General features: G+C 70.2%; 17 protein-coding genes and 7 tRNA genes. 14 read left to right on the top strand and 10 right to left on the bottom strand.

The features are described 5' to 3' along the window. Positions 1 to 17: 17 nt before the first annotated feature. Complete coding sequence (gene thrS, locus B7K26_RS07070; RefSeq protein ID WP_084078208.1) at positions 18 to 2,042, bottom strand: threonine--tRNA ligase; 2,025 nt, start codon at positions 2,040 to 2,042, stop codon at positions 18 to 20. 143 nt (positions 2,043 to 2,185) lie between these two features. Between thrS and B7K26_RS07065 the strand changes: the two genes are divergently transcribed. Genes B7K26_RS07065 through B7K26_RS12940 form a run of 3 tightly spaced genes read left to right on the top strand, consistent with a single transcriptional unit; the run spans position 2,186 to position 4,838 of the window. Further along, positions 2,186 to 3,661 (top strand): cell wall metabolism sensor histidine kinase WalK, encoded by a 1,476-nt coding sequence (locus tag B7K26_RS07065; RefSeq protein WP_234998730.1) that lies wholly within the window; start codon positions 2,186 to 2,188, stop codon positions 3,659 to 3,661. Continuing rightward, positions 3,658 to 4,323, top strand: coding sequence for a response regulator transcription factor (locus B7K26_RS07060; RefSeq protein WP_084078206.1), 666 nt, complete (start codon positions 3,658 to 3,660; stop codon positions 4,321 to 4,323). Before B7K26_RS07065 ends, B7K26_RS07060 begins: the two co-directional genes overlap by 4 nt. 20 nt (positions 4,324 to 4,343) lie before the next feature. Then, positions 4,344 to 4,838 carry a hypothetical protein gene (locus tag B7K26_RS12940; RefSeq protein ID WP_159449639.1) on the top strand — a complete coding sequence of 165 codons (495 nt, stop codon included), beginning with the start codon at positions 4,344 to 4,346 and terminating at the stop codon, positions 4,836 to 4,838. A 202-nt stretch (positions 4,839 to 5,040) separates the two neighbouring features. On the opposite strand, the gene B7K26_RS07050 is transcribed toward B7K26_RS12940, so the two are convergent. From B7K26_RS07050 to B7K26_RS07025, 6 genes are all read right to left on the bottom strand, one after another. After that, on the bottom strand, positions 5,041 to 6,246 hold the full coding sequence (locus B7K26_RS07050) for an aminoglycoside phosphotransferase family protein (RefSeq protein ID WP_084078204.1): 1,206 nt from the start codon (positions 6,244 to 6,246) through the stop codon (positions 5,041 to 5,043). A gap of 78 nt (positions 6,247 to 6,324) precedes the next feature. Further along, complete coding sequence (locus B7K26_RS07045) at positions 6,325 to 7,044, bottom strand: TylF/MycF/NovP-related O-methyltransferase (protein ID WP_084078203.1); 720 nt, start codon at positions 7,042 to 7,044, stop codon at positions 6,325 to 6,327. A 50-nt stretch (positions 7,045 to 7,094) separates the two neighbouring features. Continuing rightward, positions 7,095 to 7,688 carry a thymidine kinase gene (locus B7K26_RS07040; RefSeq protein WP_084078202.1) on the bottom strand — a complete coding sequence of 198 codons (594 nt, stop codon included), beginning with the start codon at positions 7,686 to 7,688 and terminating at the stop codon, positions 7,095 to 7,097. Between the two features lie 179 nt (positions 7,689 to 7,867). Continuing rightward, positions 7,868 to 7,942 (bottom strand) — tRNA-Val (locus B7K26_RS07035). 24 nt (positions 7,943 to 7,966) lie between these two features. Continuing rightward, positions 7,967 to 8,839: an aminotransferase class IV gene (locus B7K26_RS07030; protein WP_084078201.1), complete on the bottom strand. Its 873-nt coding sequence runs from the start codon at positions 8,837 to 8,839 to the stop codon at positions 7,967 to 7,969. Further along, a complete protein-coding gene (locus B7K26_RS07025; protein WP_159449638.1) occupies positions 8,836 to 9,927 on the bottom strand; it encodes a chorismate-binding protein in 1,092 nt (363 codons plus the stop codon). The genes B7K26_RS07030 and B7K26_RS07025 overlap by 4 nt, the downstream gene beginning before the upstream one ends. 93 nt (positions 9,928 to 10,020) lie before the next feature. Here B7K26_RS07025 and B7K26_RS07020 point away from each other — a divergent pair. From B7K26_RS07020 to B7K26_RS06990, 7 genes are all read left to right on the top strand, one after another. Then, positions 10,021 to 10,093: transfer RNA gene (locus B7K26_RS07020), tRNA-Gly, on the top strand. Positions 10,094 to 10,127: 34 nt separating this feature from the next. After that, positions 10,128 to 10,198, top strand: a tRNA-Cys gene (locus B7K26_RS07015). A 1-nt stretch (position 10,199) separates the two neighbouring features. Then, positions 10,200 to 10,274, top strand: a tRNA-Val gene (locus tag B7K26_RS07010). 258 nt (positions 10,275 to 10,532) lie between these two features. Then, positions 10,533 to 10,605, top strand: a tRNA-Gly gene (locus tag B7K26_RS07005). A 34-nt stretch (positions 10,606 to 10,639) separates the two neighbouring features. After that, a tRNA-Cys gene (locus tag B7K26_RS07000) sits at positions 10,640 to 10,710 on the top strand. 1 nt (position 10,711) lies between these two features. Further along, positions 10,712 to 10,786: transfer RNA gene (locus B7K26_RS06995), tRNA-Val, on the top strand. 66 nt (positions 10,787 to 10,852) lie between these two features. Next, positions 10,853 to 11,119, top strand: coding sequence for a PLD nuclease N-terminal domain-containing protein (locus tag B7K26_RS06990; RefSeq protein WP_084078199.1), 267 nt, complete (start codon positions 10,853 to 10,855; stop codon positions 11,117 to 11,119). Between the two features lie 9 nt (positions 11,120 to 11,128). Here the strand turns inward: B7K26_RS06990 and B7K26_RS06985 are convergent, their stop codons facing one another. Both B7K26_RS06985 and B7K26_RS06980 read right to left on the bottom strand, forming a co-directional pair. Beyond that, positions 11,129 to 11,725, bottom strand: coding sequence for a DUF1684 domain-containing protein (locus B7K26_RS06985; RefSeq protein WP_084078198.1), 597 nt, complete (start codon positions 11,723 to 11,725; stop codon positions 11,129 to 11,131). 23 nt (positions 11,726 to 11,748) lie between these two features. Further along, positions 11,749 to 12,291 (bottom strand): TetR/AcrR family transcriptional regulator, encoded by a 543-nt coding sequence (locus B7K26_RS06980; RefSeq protein ID WP_143340558.1) that lies wholly within the window; start codon positions 12,289 to 12,291, stop codon positions 11,749 to 11,751. Positions 12,292 to 12,398: 107 nt separating this feature from the next. Between B7K26_RS06980 and B7K26_RS06975 the strand changes: the two genes are divergently transcribed. From B7K26_RS06975 to treZ, 3 genes are all read left to right on the top strand, one after another. Further along, the gene (locus B7K26_RS06975; protein ID WP_084078196.1) at positions 12,399 to 12,827 is read left to right on the top strand and encodes an organic hydroperoxide resistance protein; all 429 of its coding nucleotides are present in this window, start codon (positions 12,399 to 12,401) and stop codon (positions 12,825 to 12,827) included. A 137-nt stretch (positions 12,828 to 12,964) separates the two neighbouring features. Then, positions 12,965 to 15,484, top strand: coding sequence for a malto-oligosyltrehalose synthase (gene treY / locus B7K26_RS06970; protein ID WP_084078195.1), 2,520 nt, complete (start codon positions 12,965 to 12,967; stop codon positions 15,482 to 15,484). Beyond that, positions 15,481 to 17,214: a malto-oligosyltrehalose trehalohydrolase gene (gene treZ, locus B7K26_RS06965; protein WP_084078194.1), complete on the top strand. Its 1,734-nt coding sequence runs from the start codon at positions 15,481 to 15,483 to the stop codon at positions 17,212 to 17,214. Before treY ends, treZ begins: the two co-directional genes overlap by 4 nt. 67 nt (positions 17,215 to 17,281) lie before the next feature. Here treZ and B7K26_RS06960 read toward each other — a convergent pair whose 3' ends face one another. Beyond that, positions 17,282 to 18,757, bottom strand: coding sequence for an MFS transporter (locus B7K26_RS06960; protein WP_084078193.1), 1,476 nt, complete (start codon positions 18,755 to 18,757; stop codon positions 17,282 to 17,284). Between the two features lie 167 nt (positions 18,758 to 18,924). Here B7K26_RS06960 and B7K26_RS06955 point away from each other — a divergent pair, with 167 nt between their 5' ends. Further along, positions 18,925 to 19,389, top strand: coding sequence for a MarR family winged helix-turn-helix transcriptional regulator (locus tag B7K26_RS06955; protein WP_084078192.1), 465 nt, complete (start codon positions 18,925 to 18,927; stop codon positions 19,387 to 19,389). Positions 19,390 to 19,391: the final 2 nt, after the last annotated feature.

Genomic DNA, 19,391 nt, shown 5'->3' with positions numbered 1-19,391 from the left:
ACGATGTCCGCCACGGGCTACACCTGCGCCTTGGTGCGCACTGCCTCGACGATCCGCGCCACGGCATCGGCCACCGGCACGCCGTTGTCCTGGCTACCGTCGCGGAAGCGGAACGACACGGCGCCAGCCTCAGCGTCGTCGCCGCCGGCGATGAGCGTGAAGGGAATCTTGTCCTTGGACGCGGTGCGGATCTTCTTGGGGAAACGCTCGTCGGAGTCGTCGAGCTCCACGCGGATGCCGGCCGCCTTCAGCTGCGCCACGACATCGGCCATGTAGTCGTTGAAGGCCTCGGCCACGGGGATCGCGCGCACCTGGACGGGCGACAGCCACACGGGGAAGGCTCCCGCGTAGTGCTCGGTGAGGATCGCGAAGAAGCGCTCGATCGAGCCGAACAGCGCGCGGTGAATCATCACGGGGCGCTGACGGGTGTTGTCGGGGGCCGTGTACTCGAGCTCGAAGCGCTCGGGAAGGTTGAAGTCGAGCTGGATAGTCGACATCTGCCACGAGCGGCCGATGGCGTCGCGGGTCTGAACCGAGATCTTGGGGCCGTAGAACGCGGCGCCGCCCGGGTCGGGAACGAGCTCGAGCCCGGAGGCCTCGGCCACCTCGCGAAGGGTGTCGGTGGCCTCCTCCCAGATGTCGTCGTCGCCCACGGACTTCTCGGGGTTCTTGGTCGACAGCTCCAGGTAAAAGTCCTCGAGGCCGTAGTCCTTCAGCAGGCCCAGCACGAAGTCGAGGGTCTTGGTGAGCTCATCCTTCATCTGGTCACGCGTGCAGTAGATGTGCGCGTCGTCCTGAGTGAAGCCGCGGGCACGGGTGAGGCCGTGCACCACGCCCGACTTCTCGTAGCGGTACACGGTGCCGAACTCGAACATGCGCAGCGGCAGCTCGCGGTACGAGCGACCGCGGGCGTCGAAGATCAGGTTGTGCATGGGGCAGTTCATGGGCTTCAGGTAGTAGTCCTGGCCCTGCTTGGTGACGTTGCCCGCGGAGTCGCGCTCCTCGTCGAGGTGCATGGGCGGGTACATGCCGTCCGCGTACCAGTCGAGGTGGCCGGAGATCTCGTACAGGCGCGACTTGGTGGCGTGAGGCGTGACCACGAACTCGTAGCCCTCCTCGATGTGCCGGCGGCGCGAGTACTCCTCCATCTCGGTGCGGATGATGCCGCCCTTGGGGTGGAACACGGCGAGGCCGGAGCCGATCGCGTCGGGGAAGGAGAACAGGTCGAGCTCGGTGCCCAGCTTGCGGTGGTCGCGACGCTCGGCCTCGGCGAGGCGCTCCTTGTACGCGGTGAGCTCCTCCTTGGTGGGCCAGGCGGTGCCGTAGACGCGCTGCAGCTGGGGGTTCTTCTCGTTGCCCTTCCAGTACGCGGCGGCCGAACGCATGAGCGACCAGCCGTTCGCGAGCACCTTGGTGCTGGGCACGTGCGGGCCGCGGCACAGGTCGCCCCACGCGCGCTCGCCGTTGCGGCGCACGTTGTCGTAGATGGTGATGTCGCCCTCGCCGATCTCCACCGACGCGCCCTCGGCGCCCTCGGTGTCGTGGGTCAGCAGCTCGCACTTGTAGGGCTCGTGGGCGAGTTCCGCGAGCGCCTCGTCGCGGGTGACCTCGCGGCGCACGAAGGACTGGCCCTCCTTAACGATGCGCTGCATCGCCTTCTCGAACTTCTTCAGGTCCTCGGGGGTGAAGGGCGTCTCGACATCGAAGTCGTAGTAGAAGCCGTTCTCGACGGGCGGGCCCACGCCCAGCTTCGCGTCGGGGTTGACCTGCTGAACCGCCTGCGCGAGGACGTGGGCGGTCGAGTGACGCAGGACCATGAGGCCGTCGGGCTCCGCGATGGTCACGGCCTCGACGGTCGCCCCCGCGGGAACCTCGCGAGCCAGGTCCCACAGCGCGCCGTCAACCCGCATCACGATCACATCGCGGCGCTCGCCGTAGAGGTCGGTGCCCGTCGTGCCGGCGGTCAGCTCTCGCTCGTCGCCGTCGATGGTTGCATGCAGGCTGGGCACCAGGGGTCTCCTTGTGAGGGGTCGTGCGCGCATGGCAGCGCGCGGTCGGTCCCCCCGATGCTACCGACCCGCGTGGGTCTGAGGCACCTTCGTTCGGCCGATGTCGCTGGCAGGGGTTCCCCCGATCCGCGCCCGTCAGCGGCTACCGTGGGCGTACCTCGACCCCGGAGACGCCCGTGAGACTCAGTCAACGCCTCGGCAGGGTGTCGGTGCGGGCACGCATTGGCCTCGCGGTGCTCGCGCTCACCGGCCTGGCGCTCGCGCTCGCCGGTCTCGTGGCCCTCGCGGTGCTCGACGATGCGGAGCGGGATCGCATGCACGCCGACCTGGTGAGCGACCTCCAGGAGTTCGTGGTGCTGGCCGAGGAGGGCGTCGATCCCGTCACCGGCGAGCCGTTCACCGACCCGGGCGCGGCCGTGCGCACGTCGATGGAGCGCAACGTCCCCGATACCAACGAGGGCGTGGTGGGGTTCCTCGACGGCTCGCTCGAGTGGGTGTCTCGCGACGCGCAGACTCCCCTGGCCGACGACCAGGCGTTCCTCGACGCCGTGTCCCCCCTCACCGAGGGCGACGCCATCGTCTACACGTCCCTCAGCACGCCCACGGCCGACTACCTGGTTGCCGTGGCACCCGCACGCCAGTCCGAGGACGGCGGGCTCGTCGTGGGCGCCGCGGGCACCGGTGCGGTCCCGGTCGCGGCGCAGGTGCTCGCCTACGACGTCAACGCAGAGCTGGGGCTCCTTCACCGGGCGTTTCGCATCTACGCCCTCGTGGCCGCGGGGGCCTTCGTCGCCGTGGGCGCGCTGGCGTGGCTGCTCGCCGGGCGGCTTCTGCGCCCGGTGGGCGCGCTCGCCGAGGCCGCCCAGCGCATCGGCCGCGAGGACCTGACGGAACGCGTGACCGTCACGGGAGCCGACGACGTCTCCGACATGGCCCGCTCCGTCAACACGATGCTCGACCGCCTCGAGGCGGCCTTCGAGTCGCAGACGGCGCTGCTGAACGACGTGAGCCACGAGCTGCGGACCCCCATCACGGTGGTGCGCGGGCACCTCGAGCTCATGGACGCCGACGACCCCGGCGACGCCCGCGAGGTGCGGGACCTCAGCCTCGAGGAACTCGACAGGATGACGGCGCTCGTCGAGGACCTGTTGACCCTGGCCAAGGCCGACCGGCCCGACTTCGTCACCACCGCCCCCGTGGACGTGCGCGACCTCACGCTGTCGGTCCTGGACAAGGCGGCGGCGCTCGGGCCGCGGACGTGGGAGCTCGACGAGGCGGCCGATGCGGTGGCCAACCTTGACCGCGATCGCGTCACGCAGGCGTGGCTCCAGCTCGCGTCCAATGCCGTCCGCTTCTCCGACGAGGGCTCGCGCGTCTCGCTGGGGTCGCGCGTCCGCGAGGGGCGCCTCGAACTGTGGGTGTCCGACGAGGGTGTGGGCGTCGCCGATGAGGACCGCGAGCGCATCTTCGACCGCTTCGGACAGGCGCACTCCTCGCGCCGCGATGGTTCGGGGCTAGGGCTGTCCATCGTCGTGGCGATCGCACGCGGACACGCCGGCCACGTCGACCTCGCCTCCGTCCCCGGCGCGGGGTCCACCTTCACCCTGTCCCTTCCCCATCCCTCACGAGGCCAGGAGGCCCCCGAGTCATGAGCCAGATCCTGATCATCGAGGACGAGGACCGCATCGCCTCCTTCATCACCAAGGGGCTGAAGGCCGCGGGCTTCACGAGCACCCACGAGGCGACCGGCTCGGCCGGCTACGAGCGCGCGATGACGGGCGACTTCGAGCTCATCGTCCTCGACCTCGGACTTCCCGACATGGACGGGATGGACGTTCTGGAGCGGCTGCGAGGCTCGGGAAACGACCTGCCCGTCATCGTGCTGACGGCGCGCACCACGCTCGAGGCGTCCGTGGGGAGCCTCGAGGGCGGGGCCGACGACTACCTCGCCAAGCCTTTCCGCTTCGAGGAACTCCTCGCGCGCATTCGGCTGCGCCTGCGGTCTCCCGTGACCCCCGCGGTGGGGCCGGTGGCACTCACGTGCGCGGACGTGTCGCTCGACCCGCTGACGAGGCGAGTCACGGTGGCCGGCGCGGAGGTCGACCTGTCCGCGCGAGAGTTCGCCCTCGCCGAGGCGCTCATGTCCCACGCGGGGAGGGCGCTGAGCCGGGAGCAGTTGCTGTCCCGCGTGTGGGGCTACGACTTCGACCCGGGCTCCAACGTGGTGGACGTCTACGTCCGCTACCTGCGCGGCAAGCTCGGCGCCGGGCGCATCGAGACGGTCAGGGGCGTGGGCTACCGCATGGTGGCGTAGCCCACGCCGAGAACGATTAGTTGGCTGACTGTGCGGAGGGCGCCGACTGCGGCGTCACGGGCGACTGCGTCGACACCGGGCTCACCGGCGTCTTGGCGGAGACCGGGCTGACGGCGGTCTTGGCCGACTGCGGCGTCACCGGCGACTTCGTGGACACGGGGCTCACCGGCGTCTTGGTGGACTGCGGGGTGACGGGCGACTGCGTGGTCTGGACCGAGACCACGGACACCGGGGTCACGGGCGTGACGGTGCTCACGGCGGACCTGGCCGACTGGACGGGCGACACGGCGGTGTCCTGTGAGGGCGTCGAGGCGGCCTCCTGGTGGGAGGTCGTCGACTGCGAGGGCGTCGACGACGAGGTCGTCGAGGACGAGGTCGTCGAGGACGAGGTCGAGGCGTCGGCCGCCGAGGCGGCGGTGGGCGCGGTCGCCTTGCTGACCATGACGACCGGGGCGTCGGACACGGACACGACGGGACCGGACGTGGGCGTCTGGGTGCCGGCGGTCTCCTCGTAGGGCGACTCGTCGGCGCTGGGGTTGATGGCGCTGTCTGCCACGGCCATCCCCGTCCCGACGGCCACGACTCCGAGGGTGCCGGCGGTGATCCAGAGGGCTCGGCGGTTGATCTGCATGATGCGTTCTCCTTGACTCCCGACGACGGCGAACCCGTCGAACAGGAATCACTGTGCTGCACCGAGGTGAGAGGCTCAGGAGAGGGTTATGAGAGAACTCTCATCTGCCGGGCCTCGGCCACCAGGTGCTCGGCGATGGCGAGCCATCTGTCGCGGCGTCCCTCGTGTTCAGCCCCGCCCATGAGGGAGACCAGCACCGCTGCCGCACGCGCCCTCAGCTGCGCGGGCGGGACCCGGCGCGAGAAGTCGGCCGTCGCGTCCCTGATAAGTCCCGGCACGTCGCGGTACCCGTGCTCGTCGAAGGTGGGAAGCGTGTGCAGGTGGGCGAGCATGCAGGCGAGGTCGTCGACCCGGTACCCGGGGCCGAGCGTGTCGAGGTCGATCAGTGCCGTGACGCGCGCGTCGTCGCCGCCGTCGACGAAGACGTTCGCCGCGTGGAAGTCGCCGTGGGTGGGCACCAGCGGCCCCAGGTCGCCGGCGCCGTCCGTCAGGGCGTGGATGGCGGTACGTACGGCTTCAAGCCGCGCCTCATCGGCGCCCGTCTTAACCGCCGCCTCCGTGTAGGTGTCGATGAGGTCGGCGGCGCTGCGTCGGCGGTCCATCTCCATGGCTCCCGGCCCCACGGAGTCGAGCGCCGCCACCAGGACCGCAGGGTCGAGGTAACGGGGGGCATCGGGCCGGTACAGGTACTCGGTGAGTGGCCGCCCGGCCGCCCCCTCGATGACGACGATGCCGTCGCCGGCGTCGTACGCCTTGGGGGCCAGCCCGCACGCGGCATGCCGCGCGAGGACCTGGCGTGCGGCATCGGGCCGCAACACCTTGATGTAGATCCGCCCGCTCAGTCCGTGGCTCGAGACGTTGGCGCGTAGCACCGCCCTGCGCATAGGCCGCAGGACGAGCATCTCGAGCTGCTCGACCGTCGCCTCGCCGATGCCGACCCGGGCGAGCCTATCGGCGAGCGCGACGGGGACGCAGGCATCGGCCAGGCCCGGAAGCCGCGGGTCCGAGGGGTGGCGCCACACGTGCACCACGCCGAGGTCGGACTCGAGGCGCACTGCCTTGACGGCGGCGCGCTCGTCCTCGGTCAGGGACACGGTGGAGGCGACGAGGTACTGCCTCTCCCCGGACACCGTGACGTCGTAGGTCGCCGAGGTCTCGGCCCCCGGCCGCGCGTGAACGGCGTCCAGGCGCCACGACTCGAGCGTCTGGTGCGCGGTGGCGACGGCGGTCGACAGCATGTCTCCCGCCGCGTCGCTCGACAGCACGGTTGCCGCCTGGTCCCCCGTCGCCATGCTTTATCGAACCATGCCGACGGCGCCAGTGGCGGGATATCCGCTGGCAGAGGGCCGATGCGGGCGTCCGGGCACCTGTCACCGGCGCCTGAGCGAGAGGTTGCCCTCGAGGTGGCGGCACTCGAACTCGGGGTGAGCGGCGAGGAACTCGTCGACCGCCGTGCGGCAGCCCTCGTAGTCCAGGTAGTCGTCGAGGACCACGATGCCGCCGGGGCTGACGCGCTCGGCGATGGCGTCCAGGCAGAAGGCGACGGGGTCGTGCCAGTCGCAGTCGATATGGGCGAGGGCGATGGTCGGGATGCGCTCCTGGACCGTGGGCCAGGACTCGTCGAACAGGCCGCGGTGGAGCGCCACCGTGTCCCCGTCCACGTCCACGCCGTGGGCGCGCATGGTGTCCGTCACCCGGCGCTGCAGGTCCGTCATGTAGCCGTAGTAGGCGTCGCCCCTGATGCCCTCGCTCTTGCCCGCGGCGATCACCTCGTAGCGCCGCACCGCGCGTTCGCCGTCCTTCGCCTCGTTGGGCGCCGGGATCTGACCGAAGACGTCGAAGCCGTGAAAGTGACGCCCTCCCCTGCGGCTGGCGAGCGCCGTCGCGGACCCGCCCAGCGCGATCCCAAACTCGACGATCGCGCCCGGGACGCCGCGCGCATCGGCCTCGTCAAGCGCCTCGTGAAGCCGGCGCAACTTCACCGGAGAGAGATAGGTGAGGCGCTCGCGGACCACGGTGCGGGCGATGGCCGGCATGCGGGCGAAGGCCCAGGCCTGCGAGGGCAGCTCTGTGGGGCGCGTCGGTGCCATGACGGCACGCTACCGGCGCGCGGGCGACGGCGCCCGGCGACAGGCGAGAATTAGGCGTCGTGCCTGATGGGTCCCACCTTTTCGAGGTAGCAACGGCCGCACAGCGACTCGTACTCGGCGTGCTGGCCGTCGATGGCCACCTGCGCCCCGTGAGCCACGAACTCGCCGTCCACCTTGCGCGCGTTGAGCATGGCCTTGGAGCCGCACCGGCAGATGGTCTTGAGCTCCTCGATCGAGTGGGCGAGCTCCATGAGGCGCGCGGAGCCGGGGAAGGCGCGCGAGCGGAAGTCGCTGCGTAGGCCATAGGCGAGCACGGGGATGCGAGTGGTGACGGCAAGGGTGAAGGCCTCGTCCACCTGGGCGGGCTCCAGGAACTGGGCCTCATCGATGAAGATGGCGTCGACGGCGCTCAGCGGCCGCACCTTCTCGATCGCCTCGGCGAGCGACTCGCCGGCGCCGAGGAGCACGTCGACGGGCTTCTCGAGCCCGATGCGCGAGCTCACCGACGTTCCCGCCTTGGTGTCCACGCCGGGCTTCACGATGACGGGATGCTGGGCGCGCTCGCGATAGTTGTACGCGGCCTGCAGCAGCATCGTCGACTTTCCCGAGTTCATCGCGCCATAGCGGAAGTACAGCTTCGCCACCGGTGGTTCTCCCCTGCTCGAATACGGACTGCGCGGAAGCCTATCGCCGCCCACCCTGCGCAAATGTCCTCATGTGCGGCTCCCCAGCATGCGACACGCCGCATTTCGAGCCACCAGGAGGGCGCACACCGCACGACACGACAAAGGCCCCGCCGGATTTCTCCGACGGGGCCTCATGCTGGTGGGCGATACTGGGATCGAACCAGTGACCTCTTCCGTGTGAAGGAAGCGCGCTACCCCTGCGCCAATCGCCCTGCGAGCAGGAACCAATATAGCGCCTATTTGGAGCGCGGAAGACCAGGATCCGGTTCTTGCTCGGCGCGCAACTCAAATTGTGCGGCCAGACGGCGCAACATCGTGCCTGGTTCGAGTGCCTTCCCATCAAGAGATGCGACGTGCTGCACTCCCCTGGTCGACGACGTGACCGCGAGGTGCGTGTCGCCCGCGAGCACCTCGTCCAGCACGGACATGGTGAGTTCCCCCGGGGCCGCTGCCCGCACGGGGATGCCTGCGGCGGCCCCCCATTCGAGGGCCAGGCCGCGGGTGATCCCCGCGAGGCAGCCCGACGCCAGCGGCGGGGTCACGATCTCGCCGTCGCGCTCGAGGATCACGTTGGAGGCGGTGCCCTCGCACAGGTGACCCTGCGTGTTGGCCAGGATCGCCTCGTCGGCCCCATGCTCCCTGGCGTACGCGACCATGACGGCGTTCTCGGCGTAGGACGTGGACTTCACCCCGGTGAGGGCGCCACGCTCGTTGCGCCGCCACGGCGAGCGCACGGCATGGCACGTCCGCGGCCGTGGCGCATCGACACCCGTCACCAGCAGGCTATGAGGTCCGTCGCCGCGGGCCGACCCCATGGGTCCGGTCCCGGAGGTCACGGTCACGCGTAGCCTCGTGAGGGTGCCCTGTCCCGCCTCCATGACCTCGTCGACGGCGCCGTGGATCGCGTCGGCGTCTACGGGGCCGATGCCGAGCCTGTCCGCTCCGTAGGCCATGCGCGCGAGGTGTCGCGTGAGGGCGAAGACCCGCCCGTCGCGCACCGCCATCGTCTCAAAGATTCCGTCGCCCACGGTCACCCCGTGATCCAGGGCCGTAATCAGCGGCTCACCCGGATCGTGGAGGCTCCCCTCAGCCCACACCACCGTTGTCATGACGACATCATTCCGGTCGATGCCAGGCCTATCAAGCGGTTGGCCTTTAATTCCGTCTCATCCCATTCACGCTCGGACTCCGATCCCCACGTGATGCCGGCGCCGGTGCCGAACCGCAGGGTGCCCCCGTCGGCGTCGTCCCACCAGAAGGTGCGGATCCCCACGGCGAGCTCGGCCTGCCTGCGGTCCGCGTCGATCCACCCGATCGCGCCGCAGTACGGTCCGCGGGCCACCCGCTCCTCGCGGGCAATAATCCTCAGCGCGCTCGCCTTGGGCGCGCCCGACACCGACCCCGGCGGGAACGTGCCGTCCAGGAGCGCGGGCCACATCGGCGCGGTCCAGTCGAAGGCCGGCGCAAGCCTCGCCTCCACTGTCGACTGCAGGTGCACGAGGCCGGGAAGCTCGTGGATCCCGAGAAACTCCGGGACGGTCACCGTCCCGGGCAGCGCCACGTGCGACAGGTCGTTGCGGACGAGATCCGTGATCATGACGTTCTCGGCCTCGTCCTTGGGCAGCATCGCCTCGCCGGGCGCGGCGGTGCCCTTGATAGGTGCGCTCGTCACGGTGTCGCCGCTCACGGCGAGGTACAGCTCGGGCGACGCCGACACTACCCAGGCGCCCGCGGCATCGGCCGTACGCGGAATGGCGATGCGGGACGCGAACCGCGAGGGATTGCCGGCGGCGAGCCGCTCGCTGAGGGCGACGGCGTCCGGACCCTCGGGCCCGGCGGCGAGACGGGCGGCAAGCACCCTGCACAGGTTCGCCTGGTAGACGTCCCCGTCACGGATGTCTCCCCGAATGCGGTCCACGGCCGCCATGTAGGCGCGCCTGTCGAGCGAGGTCACCCACGCATCGGCCGCCGGGCCGCGCCACTCGCGCCCCGTGGTTTCCGGCGTGGCGTCTCCGCGCTCGACGTGCGCCATGCGCCACGCATCGACGCGCCCCTCGAAGGTGCCGACGAGAACCCAAAATCCGCCCTCGGCAAGGCGATGGCCGTCGCGCAACGCGTCGATCTGCTCGACGGCATCCCACGCGCGCACGCCGCGAAAGGCGGCCTCGCCGCGTACGCCCCCGGCCGTCTCGCTCATGGCCCCACGGTAGTGGCTGACGACGAGGGCGATTTGGCATCGAGTCCCGGCATGGGCTATGGTTTTCGTCTTGTCAGGGCACGCCCTGACAGTGCGGACGTGGCTCAGTTGGTAGAGCATCACCTTGCCAAGGTGAGGGTCGCGGGTTCGAGTCCCGTCGTCCGCTCGTAGGTTCGTAGCCGATGTTTTTCGGCGACCACGGTGGGTTGGCCGAGAGGCGAGGCAGCGGCCTGCAAAGCCGTATACACGGGTTCGAATCCCGTACCCACCTCGGGCGATTGGCGCAGCGGTAGCGCGCTTCCCTGACACGGAAGAGGTCACTGGTTCGATCCCAGTATCGCCCACCAGACAAGCCGTCCCTTCGGGGGCGGCTCTCTTCATTTCTCGGCGACCCCCCGCTTCTCTGCTGCCGCCGGTGGCGTGGTGCCCTGATGGCCGGTCTTGCGGCGTGTCGCGCGGCTTCGCGCCGCAAATGCGGCCATTTGCGGCAGACGGGGTGGGGGGTGCGGCAACCAGCGTCACGACACGCGGCCGATGCGGTGGTCACCAGCCGTCCCAGGATGCGCTACAGTTTTCCACGGCCCGGAACGCAGGTTCCGGATCATGCGGACGTGGCTCAGTTGGTAGAGCATCACCTTGCCAAGGTGAGGGTCGCGGGTTCGAGTCCCGTCGTCCGCTCGCAGGATCCATGCCGATTCTTATGGCAGACCATGGTGGGTTGGCCGAGAGGCGAGGCAGCGGCCTGCAAAGCCGTATACACGGGTTCGAATCCCGTACCCACCTCGGGCGATTGGCGCAGCGGTAGCGCGCTTCCCTGACACGGAAGAGGTCACTGGTTCGATCCCAGTATCGCCCACCACATGAGAGCCGCTCCGGACACACCGGGGCGGCTCTTGTCATTGGCGGCGCGCGCTAGTGTCGAGCCATGCAGCTCGCGGCCAATCCCCTGGTTCCCACCACCTACGACTGGGTGTGGTCGGTGCTCACCGCCGCCGTGCTGGTCATCACGATCGCCGCGGCCGTGTCTGAGGTCCGTCACTCGCGCGTGCTGTCGGGGCGCGTCCTCACGGTGTGGCTCATCGTCACGCTCATCGCACCGCCGCTGGGCGGCATCGCCTGGTTCCTTGCCGGCCGTCGCCAGGCACAGCGCGACATGGAGGCGCTTTACCCCGAGGCGCCTCCCGCGCGCTGAGGCCCGCCCCTAGTCGAGCGCGACAAACCTCTCCCCGACCTCGATCGGGACGTCGAGGCGGTTCCCCGGGCCAGGGAGAGGGCAGACCCAGTCGCTCGAGTACGCGCAGGACGGCTGGAAGGCGAAGTTCAGGTCGATCACGAGCGCGTCGGTCCCGCCTCCCAGATCGGCGCCCTTGACGGTGTCCAGGAGGTAGCGCCCGCCACCGTACGACCCCGGTGAGGCGTCCTTCAGCGGCACGAACACTCCCCCGCCGTAGGAATCCAGCCACCACACGTCGAGGCTTCCGAGCTCGCCAAGCGTCACGCGGCCGATGCGCTCGAACGGCACCACGCCGTCGGTCGCCGTGGGAACCTCGCGCCGCTCCGGCTCGGCCTCCTCGACCTCCGCCTCGAACCGTAGCGACGGGTCGTAGGGGGCGATGACAGGAGCAAAGCTCGCGCGATGCGCCTGAGGTACCGGCGTCGCGGGATGCGTGGCGAGGAGCGCCGCGCGACGCTCGGCCCAGCGCGCGTGAGCCGCCACGGGATCGGCGGAGGCACGCACCTCCGCGTAGATGTCTGCGACCTCACGCCGCCAGTCGAGGACGTGCCAGGAGTAGTGCATGCCTCCGACGGTACGCGACGGCGTCAGGCTGCCGCGAGCGCGGCGATCCCAGCGCGCAACTCGCGGGCGACACGCTCGGCGTCCCCCGTCACATACCCCTCCACGAGCGCGCCATCGCGCAGCATCATCACCTGACGCGCCACATCGGCCGGGTGGGCGGCACCGCGCTGCATCGCCCACGCCTCGATCGCGCCGATCATCCAGGCGCGGAACCGCGCCACCACCTCCCGCACGGGATGCGCGGGGTCCGGGTACTCGGCGGCGGCATTGATGAAGGGGCATCCCCTGAAGCCCGGGCGGCACATCTCCTCCTCGAAGATGCCGGCGATCGCCTGCGGATCGCCGTTGGCCTCGGTACCCAGCTCCTGGAGCCGTGCGAGCTCGCCTTCGAGGTAGGCCACCACCAGCGCGTCCTTGGTCGCGAAGTGACGGTAGAAGGTGACCTTGGACACCCCGGCCTCGGCAAGGATGCGGTCGGCGCTCACGGCGCGGGTGCCGTAGGCGTTGAAGAGGGCCGATGCGGCGGCAAGGATCGCGTCGCGCGCCTGCCCGCGGGTGCTCGCCATCGCTGCTCCTTCAAGAATGCGCCGATTTCCGGGAATCATCCCACGCCCTGCCCGGTTGAGCACTATGTAGACGTACTAGTAAACCAACAAACGAAGGAGCCATTCCCATGGACAAGCCCCAGGTTTTCTACACCGCCACCGCCACCGCCACCGGCTCGGGCCGTGACGGACACGTCGCCACCGACGACGGCCTCGTCGAGTTCGACCTCGCGACCCCCAAGCCCGGCGCCGCTCCCACCAAGACCAACCCCGAGCAGCTCTTCGCCGCCGGCTACGCCGCTTGCTTCAACTCGGCGCTGCAGATGACCGCCAAGCGCGAGAAGTCGGCGCTCACCTCCGCCCAGGTCACCGCCGAGGTCGGCATCGGTCAGATCAGCACCGGCGGCTTCGGCCTCACCGTCACCCTCCACGTGCGCACCGAGGGCGTGGACCAGGACGCCGCCCAGGACCTCGCCGAGATGGCGCACCAGGTGTGCCCCTACTCCAACGCCACCCGCGGCAACATCGAGGTGAACCTCGAGGTCACGGCCGCCTAAGCATCGGCCACGACCCAGGACGAGGGGCGGACACGGAACACCGTGCCCGCCCCTCGCCGTGTCACCGGAATGGAAACGCGGCGACCGCGCTTTATCTGGGAGGATGACAGCGAAGCGATCGAAGGGGCCACTGCTGCATGTCTGAGACCAGCCACGAACCGGACCGCCGACTGGGACACCGCGCGGGAGCGCCGGTGCCCATCTCCACGTATCGGCTGCAGCTGAACGAGGCCTTCACGTTCGCCGATGCGGCCGCGCGGCTCGACTACTTCGCCGCCCTCGGGGTGACGCACCTGTACCTCTCGCCCCTGCTCGAGGCCTCCCCCGGCTCGACCCACTACTACGACGTCGTGGACCACTCGCGGATCGCCGAGTCGCTCGGCGGCGAGGCCGGCCTGCGGGACCTCGCGTGGAAGGCGGGCGAGCGCGGCATCGGCCTGGTGGCCGACGTGGTGCCCAACCACATGGCCGTCCCCACGCCCGCGTATCACAATCGTGCGCTATGGTCGGTGCTCGCCGATGGCGAGGAATCGGACCACGCCCACTGGTTCGACGTCGACTGGAGCGGCGGCGACCCCGTCCTCATGCCGGTCCTGGGCGAGCGCATCGGCACCGTGCTCGCCAACGGCGAACTCTCCCTCGACACCATGGTGGTGCCGGGGTTCGAGGACGCCGGCGAGGTGCCGGTGCTGCGCTACTACGAGCACGTCTTCCCCGTGCGCGCCGGCACCGAGAACCTGCCCCTCGCGTCCCTTGTCGACCAGCAGCATTACCGGCTGGCGTATTGGCGCGTGGCGAACGAGGAGCTGAACTACCGTCGCTTCTTCGACGTCGGCTCGCTCGTGGCCGTGCGCGTGGAGGACCCCGACGTCTTCGACGCGACCCACCGCGTCATCGTCGACCTCATCAAGGACGGCACCTTGCAGGGGCTGCGGATCGATCACCCCGACGGCCTCGCCGACCCCGCCGGCTACATTCAGCGCCTCTCGGACGCCACCGACGGCGCGTGGATTGTCGTCGAGAAGATTCTCGAGGATGAGGAGCGGTTGCCCACGTCGTGGAAGACGGCGGGCACCACGGGCTACGACGGCGCGTGGCGCGTGGGGGCGCTGCTGCGCGACCCCGCCGGCTCCTCTCCCCTGGCCGCGACCCTTCACCGTCTCACGGGCGACGCGATGGGCACCCTTCCCGCCATGATCTCCGAGGCCAAGCGGGAGATCGTCAAGGAGTCGCTGTCGAGCGAGGTCCACCGCCTGGCCACCATCGCTCACACGATCTGCACCACGGACGTGCGGCTGCGTGACCACACCTGGCGCTCCCTGTACGACTGCCTGCGCACCCTCCTCATCACGTTCGACCGCTACCGCGCGTACGTGGTCGCCGGGGTGCCGCCCAAGCCGAACTCGCTCGACGCCATCGACCACGCCGCCGAGCTCGCGCGCGCCCAGCTCGATGCCGAGCGCTACGAGACCCTCGAGGTTGTCGTGGACCTGCTGAAGGGCGCCGAGGTCGGCTCGGCCGGACGCACCGGCGAGGCCAACCGCAGGGAACTCATCACCCGCTTCCAGCAGGCCTGCGGCGCCGTGATGGCCAAGGGCATCGAGGACACCGCCTACTACCGGTGGACCCACCTGCTGCCCCTGTGCGAGGTGGGCTCCCCCGCGTCGCGCTTCGCGCTTCCTCCGGCGAACTTCCACGCCTGGGCCGACGAGCAGCAGATCCAGTACCCCCACGGGATGACCTCCCTCACCACCCACGACACCAAGCGCTCGGAGGACGTGCGCGCACGGCTGTCCGTGCTCTCGGAGGCGGCCGACGACTGGGACGCGTTGGTCACCAAGCTGCAGCACGCCACGGAGGACCTGCGCCCCTCGCTCCTGGACGGCCGCACGGAGAACCTCTGGTGGCAGACCCTCGTCGGCACGTCCGACGAGCACACCTTCATGGCGTGGGATCGCCTCGAGGGCTACCTCATCAAGGCGATGCGCGAGGCCAAGACGCACACCACCTGGACCTCGGTGGACGAGGGCTACGAGAGCGCCGTCCTGTGGTTCGCCCAGTCCAGTCACGCCGACCACACCGTCCGCTCGCTCGTCACGGACTGGCACCACGCCACGGCCGCGGGCGTGAGGGCGCACATCCTGTCGATGAAGCTCATCCAGCTCACCATGCCCGGCGTCCCCGACGTCTACCAGGGCACCGAGTCGCTCGCCCCGTCGCTCGTGGATCCCGACAACCGTCGGCCCGTCGACTTCGACGCCCTGGGCTCGAGCCTCGAGCGCCTCAACGCCCGCGCCAAGCCGCGTGGCCTCGCGGAGGAGAAGCTGCTCGTCACCTCCCGCACGCTCCAGGTGCGACGCGATCACGCCGAGGCGTTCACCGGCGACGGATGCGGGTACACGCCGCTCCCGTCGTCCTCCGGCCACGCCGTCGTGTTCGCCCGCACGGACGGCGAGCGGCCCCAGGTCATCACCGCCGCCACGCGCCTGGGCCTCGACCTCGAGAAGCTGGGCGGATGGCGGGAGCACACCGTGACGCTTCCGGACGGCCGCTGGCACGACGCGCTCGGCCGCAAGACCTACGAGGGGGGCACCGTGGAGCTCTCTGAGCTCCTCGGCGGCTTGCCCGTCGCACTGCTGGTCAGGGACGACGCATGATCGCCCGCGTGTGGGCCCCTGAGGCACGTGAGGTCTCCCTCGTGGTGGGGTCGGCCGATGCCGAGGCCTCGCCGCTGACGCGCGGGGACGACGGCTGGTGGACGGGGCCCGACCTCCCTCCCGGAACGGACTACGGCTATGTCGTGGACGGCGAGGGACCCTGGCCCGACCCGCGCTCGGCGCGCCAGCCCGCCGGCGTGCACGGCCTGTCCCGCGTCTACGACTCGTCACGCTTCGCGTGGTCGGACGCCGACTGGAAGGGCACCGACGTGCTCGGCAAGGTGTTCTACGAGCTTCACGTGGGAACGTTCACCCCCCAGGGGACTCTCGACGCCGCCGCGGCCCAGATGGCCTCGCTGCGCGCCGTCGGCGTCGACGTGGTGGAACTCATGCCCGTCGCCCCCTTCCCGGGCCGCCACGGCTGGGGCTACGACGGCGTCTCGCTGTTCGCCGTCCACGAGGCGTACGGAGGCCCGGAGGCGCTGCAGAGGTTCGTCGATGCCGCCCACCGCGCGGGCCTCGCCGTCTGCCTCGACGTCGTCTACAACCACCTTGGTCCCGACGGCAATTACCTGTCGAAGTTCGGCCCCTACTTCACCGACGCGCACCACACCCCGTGGGGCTGGGCGGTCAACCTCGACCAGCCGGACGCCGACGGCATGCGCCGCTACATCTGCGACAACGCGCTGCGGTGGTTCGAGGACTTCCACATCGACTGCCTTCGCCTCGACGCCGTGCACGAGCTGCGCGACGACTCGGGGCGCCACGTGCTCGCACAGCTGAGCGACGAGACCACGGAACTCAGCCGGCGCATCGGCCGACCGCTGTCGCTCGTGGCCGAGTCCGACCTCAACGACGCCCGCATGGTCACGCCCACCGCCGAGGGCGGCCTGGGCATGACGGCGCAGTGGAACGACGACGTCCACCACGCCCTGCACGCGTACCTCACGGGCGAGCGTCACGGCTACTACGTGGACTTCGGCTCGCTCGAGACCCTCGACAAGGCGTACCGCGAGGTGTTCTGGCACAACGGTACCCACTCGCCGTTTCGGGGCAAGGAGTGGGGCGCGCCGGTGCCGCCCACGATGGACAGGCGACGCTTCGTGGTGTGCGCGTCTAACCACGATCAGGTGGGCAACCGCGCCATCGGCGACCGTCCGGCGTCGTCGCTGACCGCCGGCGCCCAGGCGACATCGCTCGCCGCCATCCTGTTGTCGCCGTTTACTCCGATGCTGTTCATGGGCGAGGAGTACGGCGAGACCAGGCCCTTCATGTTCTTCACCGACCACGACGAGCCGCTCGGCTCGGCGGTGTCGGAGGGGCGCATGAGCGAGTTCGGCGGCCACGGCTGGGAGGACCTGTACGGCGGCGAGGTTCACGTGCCCGACCCCCAGGACCGGGTGACCTTCCTGCGCTCCAAGCTCGGCGACGGCGTCGGCGCGGACGCGGCCGGCAACCACGCGCTGCGCGCCTGGGTCTCGACGCTCATGAGCCTGCGCCCCAGCATCGACCCCCGCGAGGCGTGGGACGCTCACCCCGCCGGCGCGAGCGAGTCCTCCCCGCGGGTGCTCACCCTTCACGGCCCGGTGACCGTCCACGCCAACCTGTCCGACGCTCCGGCCGTCGTGAGCGACGGCGGCGAGTTGGTCGGCACCTTCGGCGAGGTCACCCAGGTCACGGGCGGCTTCGAGATCGCCGCCGATGCCGTGGCGCTCGTCGCCCAGAGCTAGCCCTCCGCACACGCCGCGGGCCCGCCACCCCCTGAGGGTGACGGGCCCGCGGCGCTTCAGCCGAGTGTCAGCGCGTCAGGGCAGGTTCCTCGGCGGCCTCGGCCACCACGGCACCGTGCGCCGCGGGCGCACCCTTTTGGTGGGGGCCGAGCAGCACAATGCCCGCGCCGGCGAACGCGGCGATCGCGCCCACGACGAAGCACCACTGGAACGACGACTCCGCGGGGACGGACACGCCGGGCTGCAGTTCGATGGTCTGCGAGGTGAGGATCACCGCCATGACGGCACCGGCCACGGTCGTACCGATCGAGCGCATGAGCGAGTTCACGCCGACGGCCGAGGCCGCCTCCCGCTCGGGAACGTTGTTCATCACGATGGTGGGCATGGCCGCGTAGCCGATCGCGACGCCGGTGAGGCAGATGATCGACGCCACCATCAGCTCCCACGGAGCGTTCATCAGCTGCGACGCGATGCCGTACCCGACCGCGAGGATCGCGGCGCCGAGTGCGAGGGTGTTGCGCGCACCCCACTTGGTGATGAGCGAGGCGGACACCGGCGAGAAGATCAGCATCATGAGGCCGGCAGGCGCCATCCACAGGCCGGCCTGCAGGATGGTCTGGTCGAGGCCGTAGCCGGTGGTCGACGGCATCTGCAGCAGCTGCGGGACCACGATGGACTGCGCCATCATGCCGAAGCCGATGAGGATGGCGCCGATGTTCGTCACCAGCACCGGGCGGCGGGCGGTGGTGCGCAGATCCACGAGCGGGTCGGAGGTGCGCAACTCGTAGAAGCCCCACGCCACGAGCACCACGATGCCGAGGCCGATGCACGCCCACGTGGTCGTTGAGTCCCATCCCCAGTCGTTGCCCTTGGAGACGCCGACCAGGAGGGACACGAGGCCGATGGCGAGGCCGATCGCGCCCGCCCAGTCGAGGCGACCGCGGTGTGCGTCGCGTACGTGAGGGATGGCGACGATGGTGAGGGTCAGCATGACCGCCGCGAGTCCGGCGGCGACCCAGAACAGCAGGTGCCAGTCGCTTCCCTGGGCGATCCAGGCCGCCAGGGGGAGGCCGATGGCACCGCCCACCCCCAGCGTGGCGCTCACTCCAGCGATGGCCTGGTTGCGCAGGTGGGGCGGCGCGATCTCCCTCACCATCGCGATGGCGATCGGGATGTACCCCATTGCCGCGCCCTGCAGGACTCGGCCAACGATGACGGGCACGAGCGTCGACGACAGCGCGACGATGAGCGAGCCCACCAGGAGCAGCACACCCGACGCGACCATGACGGGCTTCTTGCCGTAGAGGTCGGCGAGGCGACCGGAGACCGGCATCGTCACACCGGCGGCCAGCAGCGTGGCAGTGACGACCCACGACGTATTGCTCGCGGTGGTACCGAGGAGTTCGGGGAGTTCGCCCTGGATGGGGATGACGAGCGACTGCATGAGCGCGGCGGCGAGGCTCGAGAAGCCCAGCGTGACGATCGCGAGGACCGCCTTCTTGCCCTGCAGGGCGGTCGGCGCCGCTGTGGCGGTGGTGGACATGGGGCCTCTTCCCTCGCGGCGGCGCGGGGAAACACCGCCGGCGACGGGCCCCACACCGCGTCGTTGCGTGCAAGCGGGACCTTGGTCCCGTTATGTAGGATACATACATACACCCTCGGCTACGATGACGTCCAATCCCGGACCCGAGGACACGGCAGGAGCAGGACGTGGGCGACACTCAGCACATCGGCAGCACTCCCGAGCGCACCATGGCTGGACTGATCGCCCGACTCGAGCGCACGCGCCATGCTCTCGAGCAGCGCGTGGCGGTCGGCACCGCGGACATGCGCCTGCTGTGGCTGCTGTCCGACGGCAGGGCGCGCACCCTGCGCGAGATCTGCGAGGCGCTGCGCCTCGAGCAGTCCACCGTGCACCGCCAGGTCGCGAACGCCCACGCGCAGGGGCTCGTGGTCAAACACAAGCGGGACGGATCCTCCGCCTGGCATGTCGAGGCGACGGACGCGGGCCTGCGCGCCTTCGAGGAGGCTCTCACCGAGGCGATGCAGATTACCGGTGCGGGCCTGGACCGGCTGGACGCCGCCGAACAGGACACCCTGCTCGATCTCCTGTCGCGCTTCCTCGTCGGGTACACCGAGGCGGTCGCCGACGCCCCGGTGGACGCCCCCCGCTGAGG

The sequence above is a fragment of the Demequina sp. NBRC 110057 genome, assembly GCF_002090175.1.
Taxonomy (GTDB): Bacteria; Actinomycetota; Actinomycetes; order Actinomycetales; family Demequinaceae; genus Demequina.
The sequence above is the reverse complement of the archived record's forward strand: the minus strand, read 5'-3'. Positions and strand labels throughout refer to the sequence as shown.

What these genes read in the sequence shown, in the direction of transcription:
- thrS (WP_084078208.1), bottom strand. Translation starts at nt 2,042, where the DNA reads ATGCGCGCACGACCCCTCACAAGGAGACCCCTGGTGCCCAGCCTGCAT.
- B7K26_RS07060 (WP_084078206.1), top strand. Translation starts at nt 3,658, where the DNA reads ATGAGCCAGATCCTGATCATCGAGGACGAGGACCGCATCGCCTCCTTC.
- B7K26_RS07050 (WP_084078204.1), bottom strand. Translation starts at nt 6,246, where the DNA reads ATGGCGACGGGGGACCAGGCGGCAACCGTGCTGTCGAGCGACGCGGCG.
- B7K26_RS07045 (WP_084078203.1), bottom strand. Translation starts at nt 7,044, where the DNA reads ATGGCACCGACGCGCCCCACAGAGCTGCCCTCGCAGGCCTGGGCCTTC.
- B7K26_RS07030 (WP_084078201.1), bottom strand. Translation starts at nt 8,839, where the DNA reads ATGACAACGGTGGTGTGGGCTGAGGGGAGCCTCCACGATCCGGGTGAG.
- B7K26_RS07025 (WP_159449638.1), bottom strand. Translation starts at nt 9,927, where the DNA reads ATGAGCGAGACGGCCGGGGGCGTACGCGGCGAGGCCGCCTTTCGCGGC.
- B7K26_RS06990 (WP_084078199.1), top strand. Translation starts at nt 10,853, where the DNA reads ATGCAGCTCGCGGCCAATCCCCTGGTTCCCACCACCTACGACTGGGTG.
- B7K26_RS06985 (WP_084078198.1), bottom strand. Translation starts at nt 11,725, where the DNA reads ATGCACTACTCCTGGCACGTCCTCGACTGGCGGCGTGAGGTCGCAGAC.
- B7K26_RS06980 (WP_143340558.1), bottom strand. Translation starts at nt 12,291, where the DNA reads ATGGCGAGCACCCGCGGGCAGGCGCGCGACGCGATCCTTGCCGCCGCA.
- B7K26_RS06975 (WP_084078196.1), top strand. Translation starts at nt 12,399, where the DNA reads ATGGACAAGCCCCAGGTTTTCTACACCGCCACCGCCACCGCCACCGGC.
- treY (WP_084078195.1), top strand. Translation starts at nt 12,965, where the DNA reads ATGTCTGAGACCAGCCACGAACCGGACCGCCGACTGGGACACCGCGCG.
- treZ (WP_084078194.1), top strand. Translation starts at nt 15,481, where the DNA reads ATGATCGCCCGCGTGTGGGCCCCTGAGGCACGTGAGGTCTCCCTCGTG.
- B7K26_RS06960 (WP_084078193.1), bottom strand. Translation starts at nt 18,757, where the DNA reads ATGTCCACCACCGCCACAGCGGCGCCGACCGCCCTGCAGGGCAAGAAG.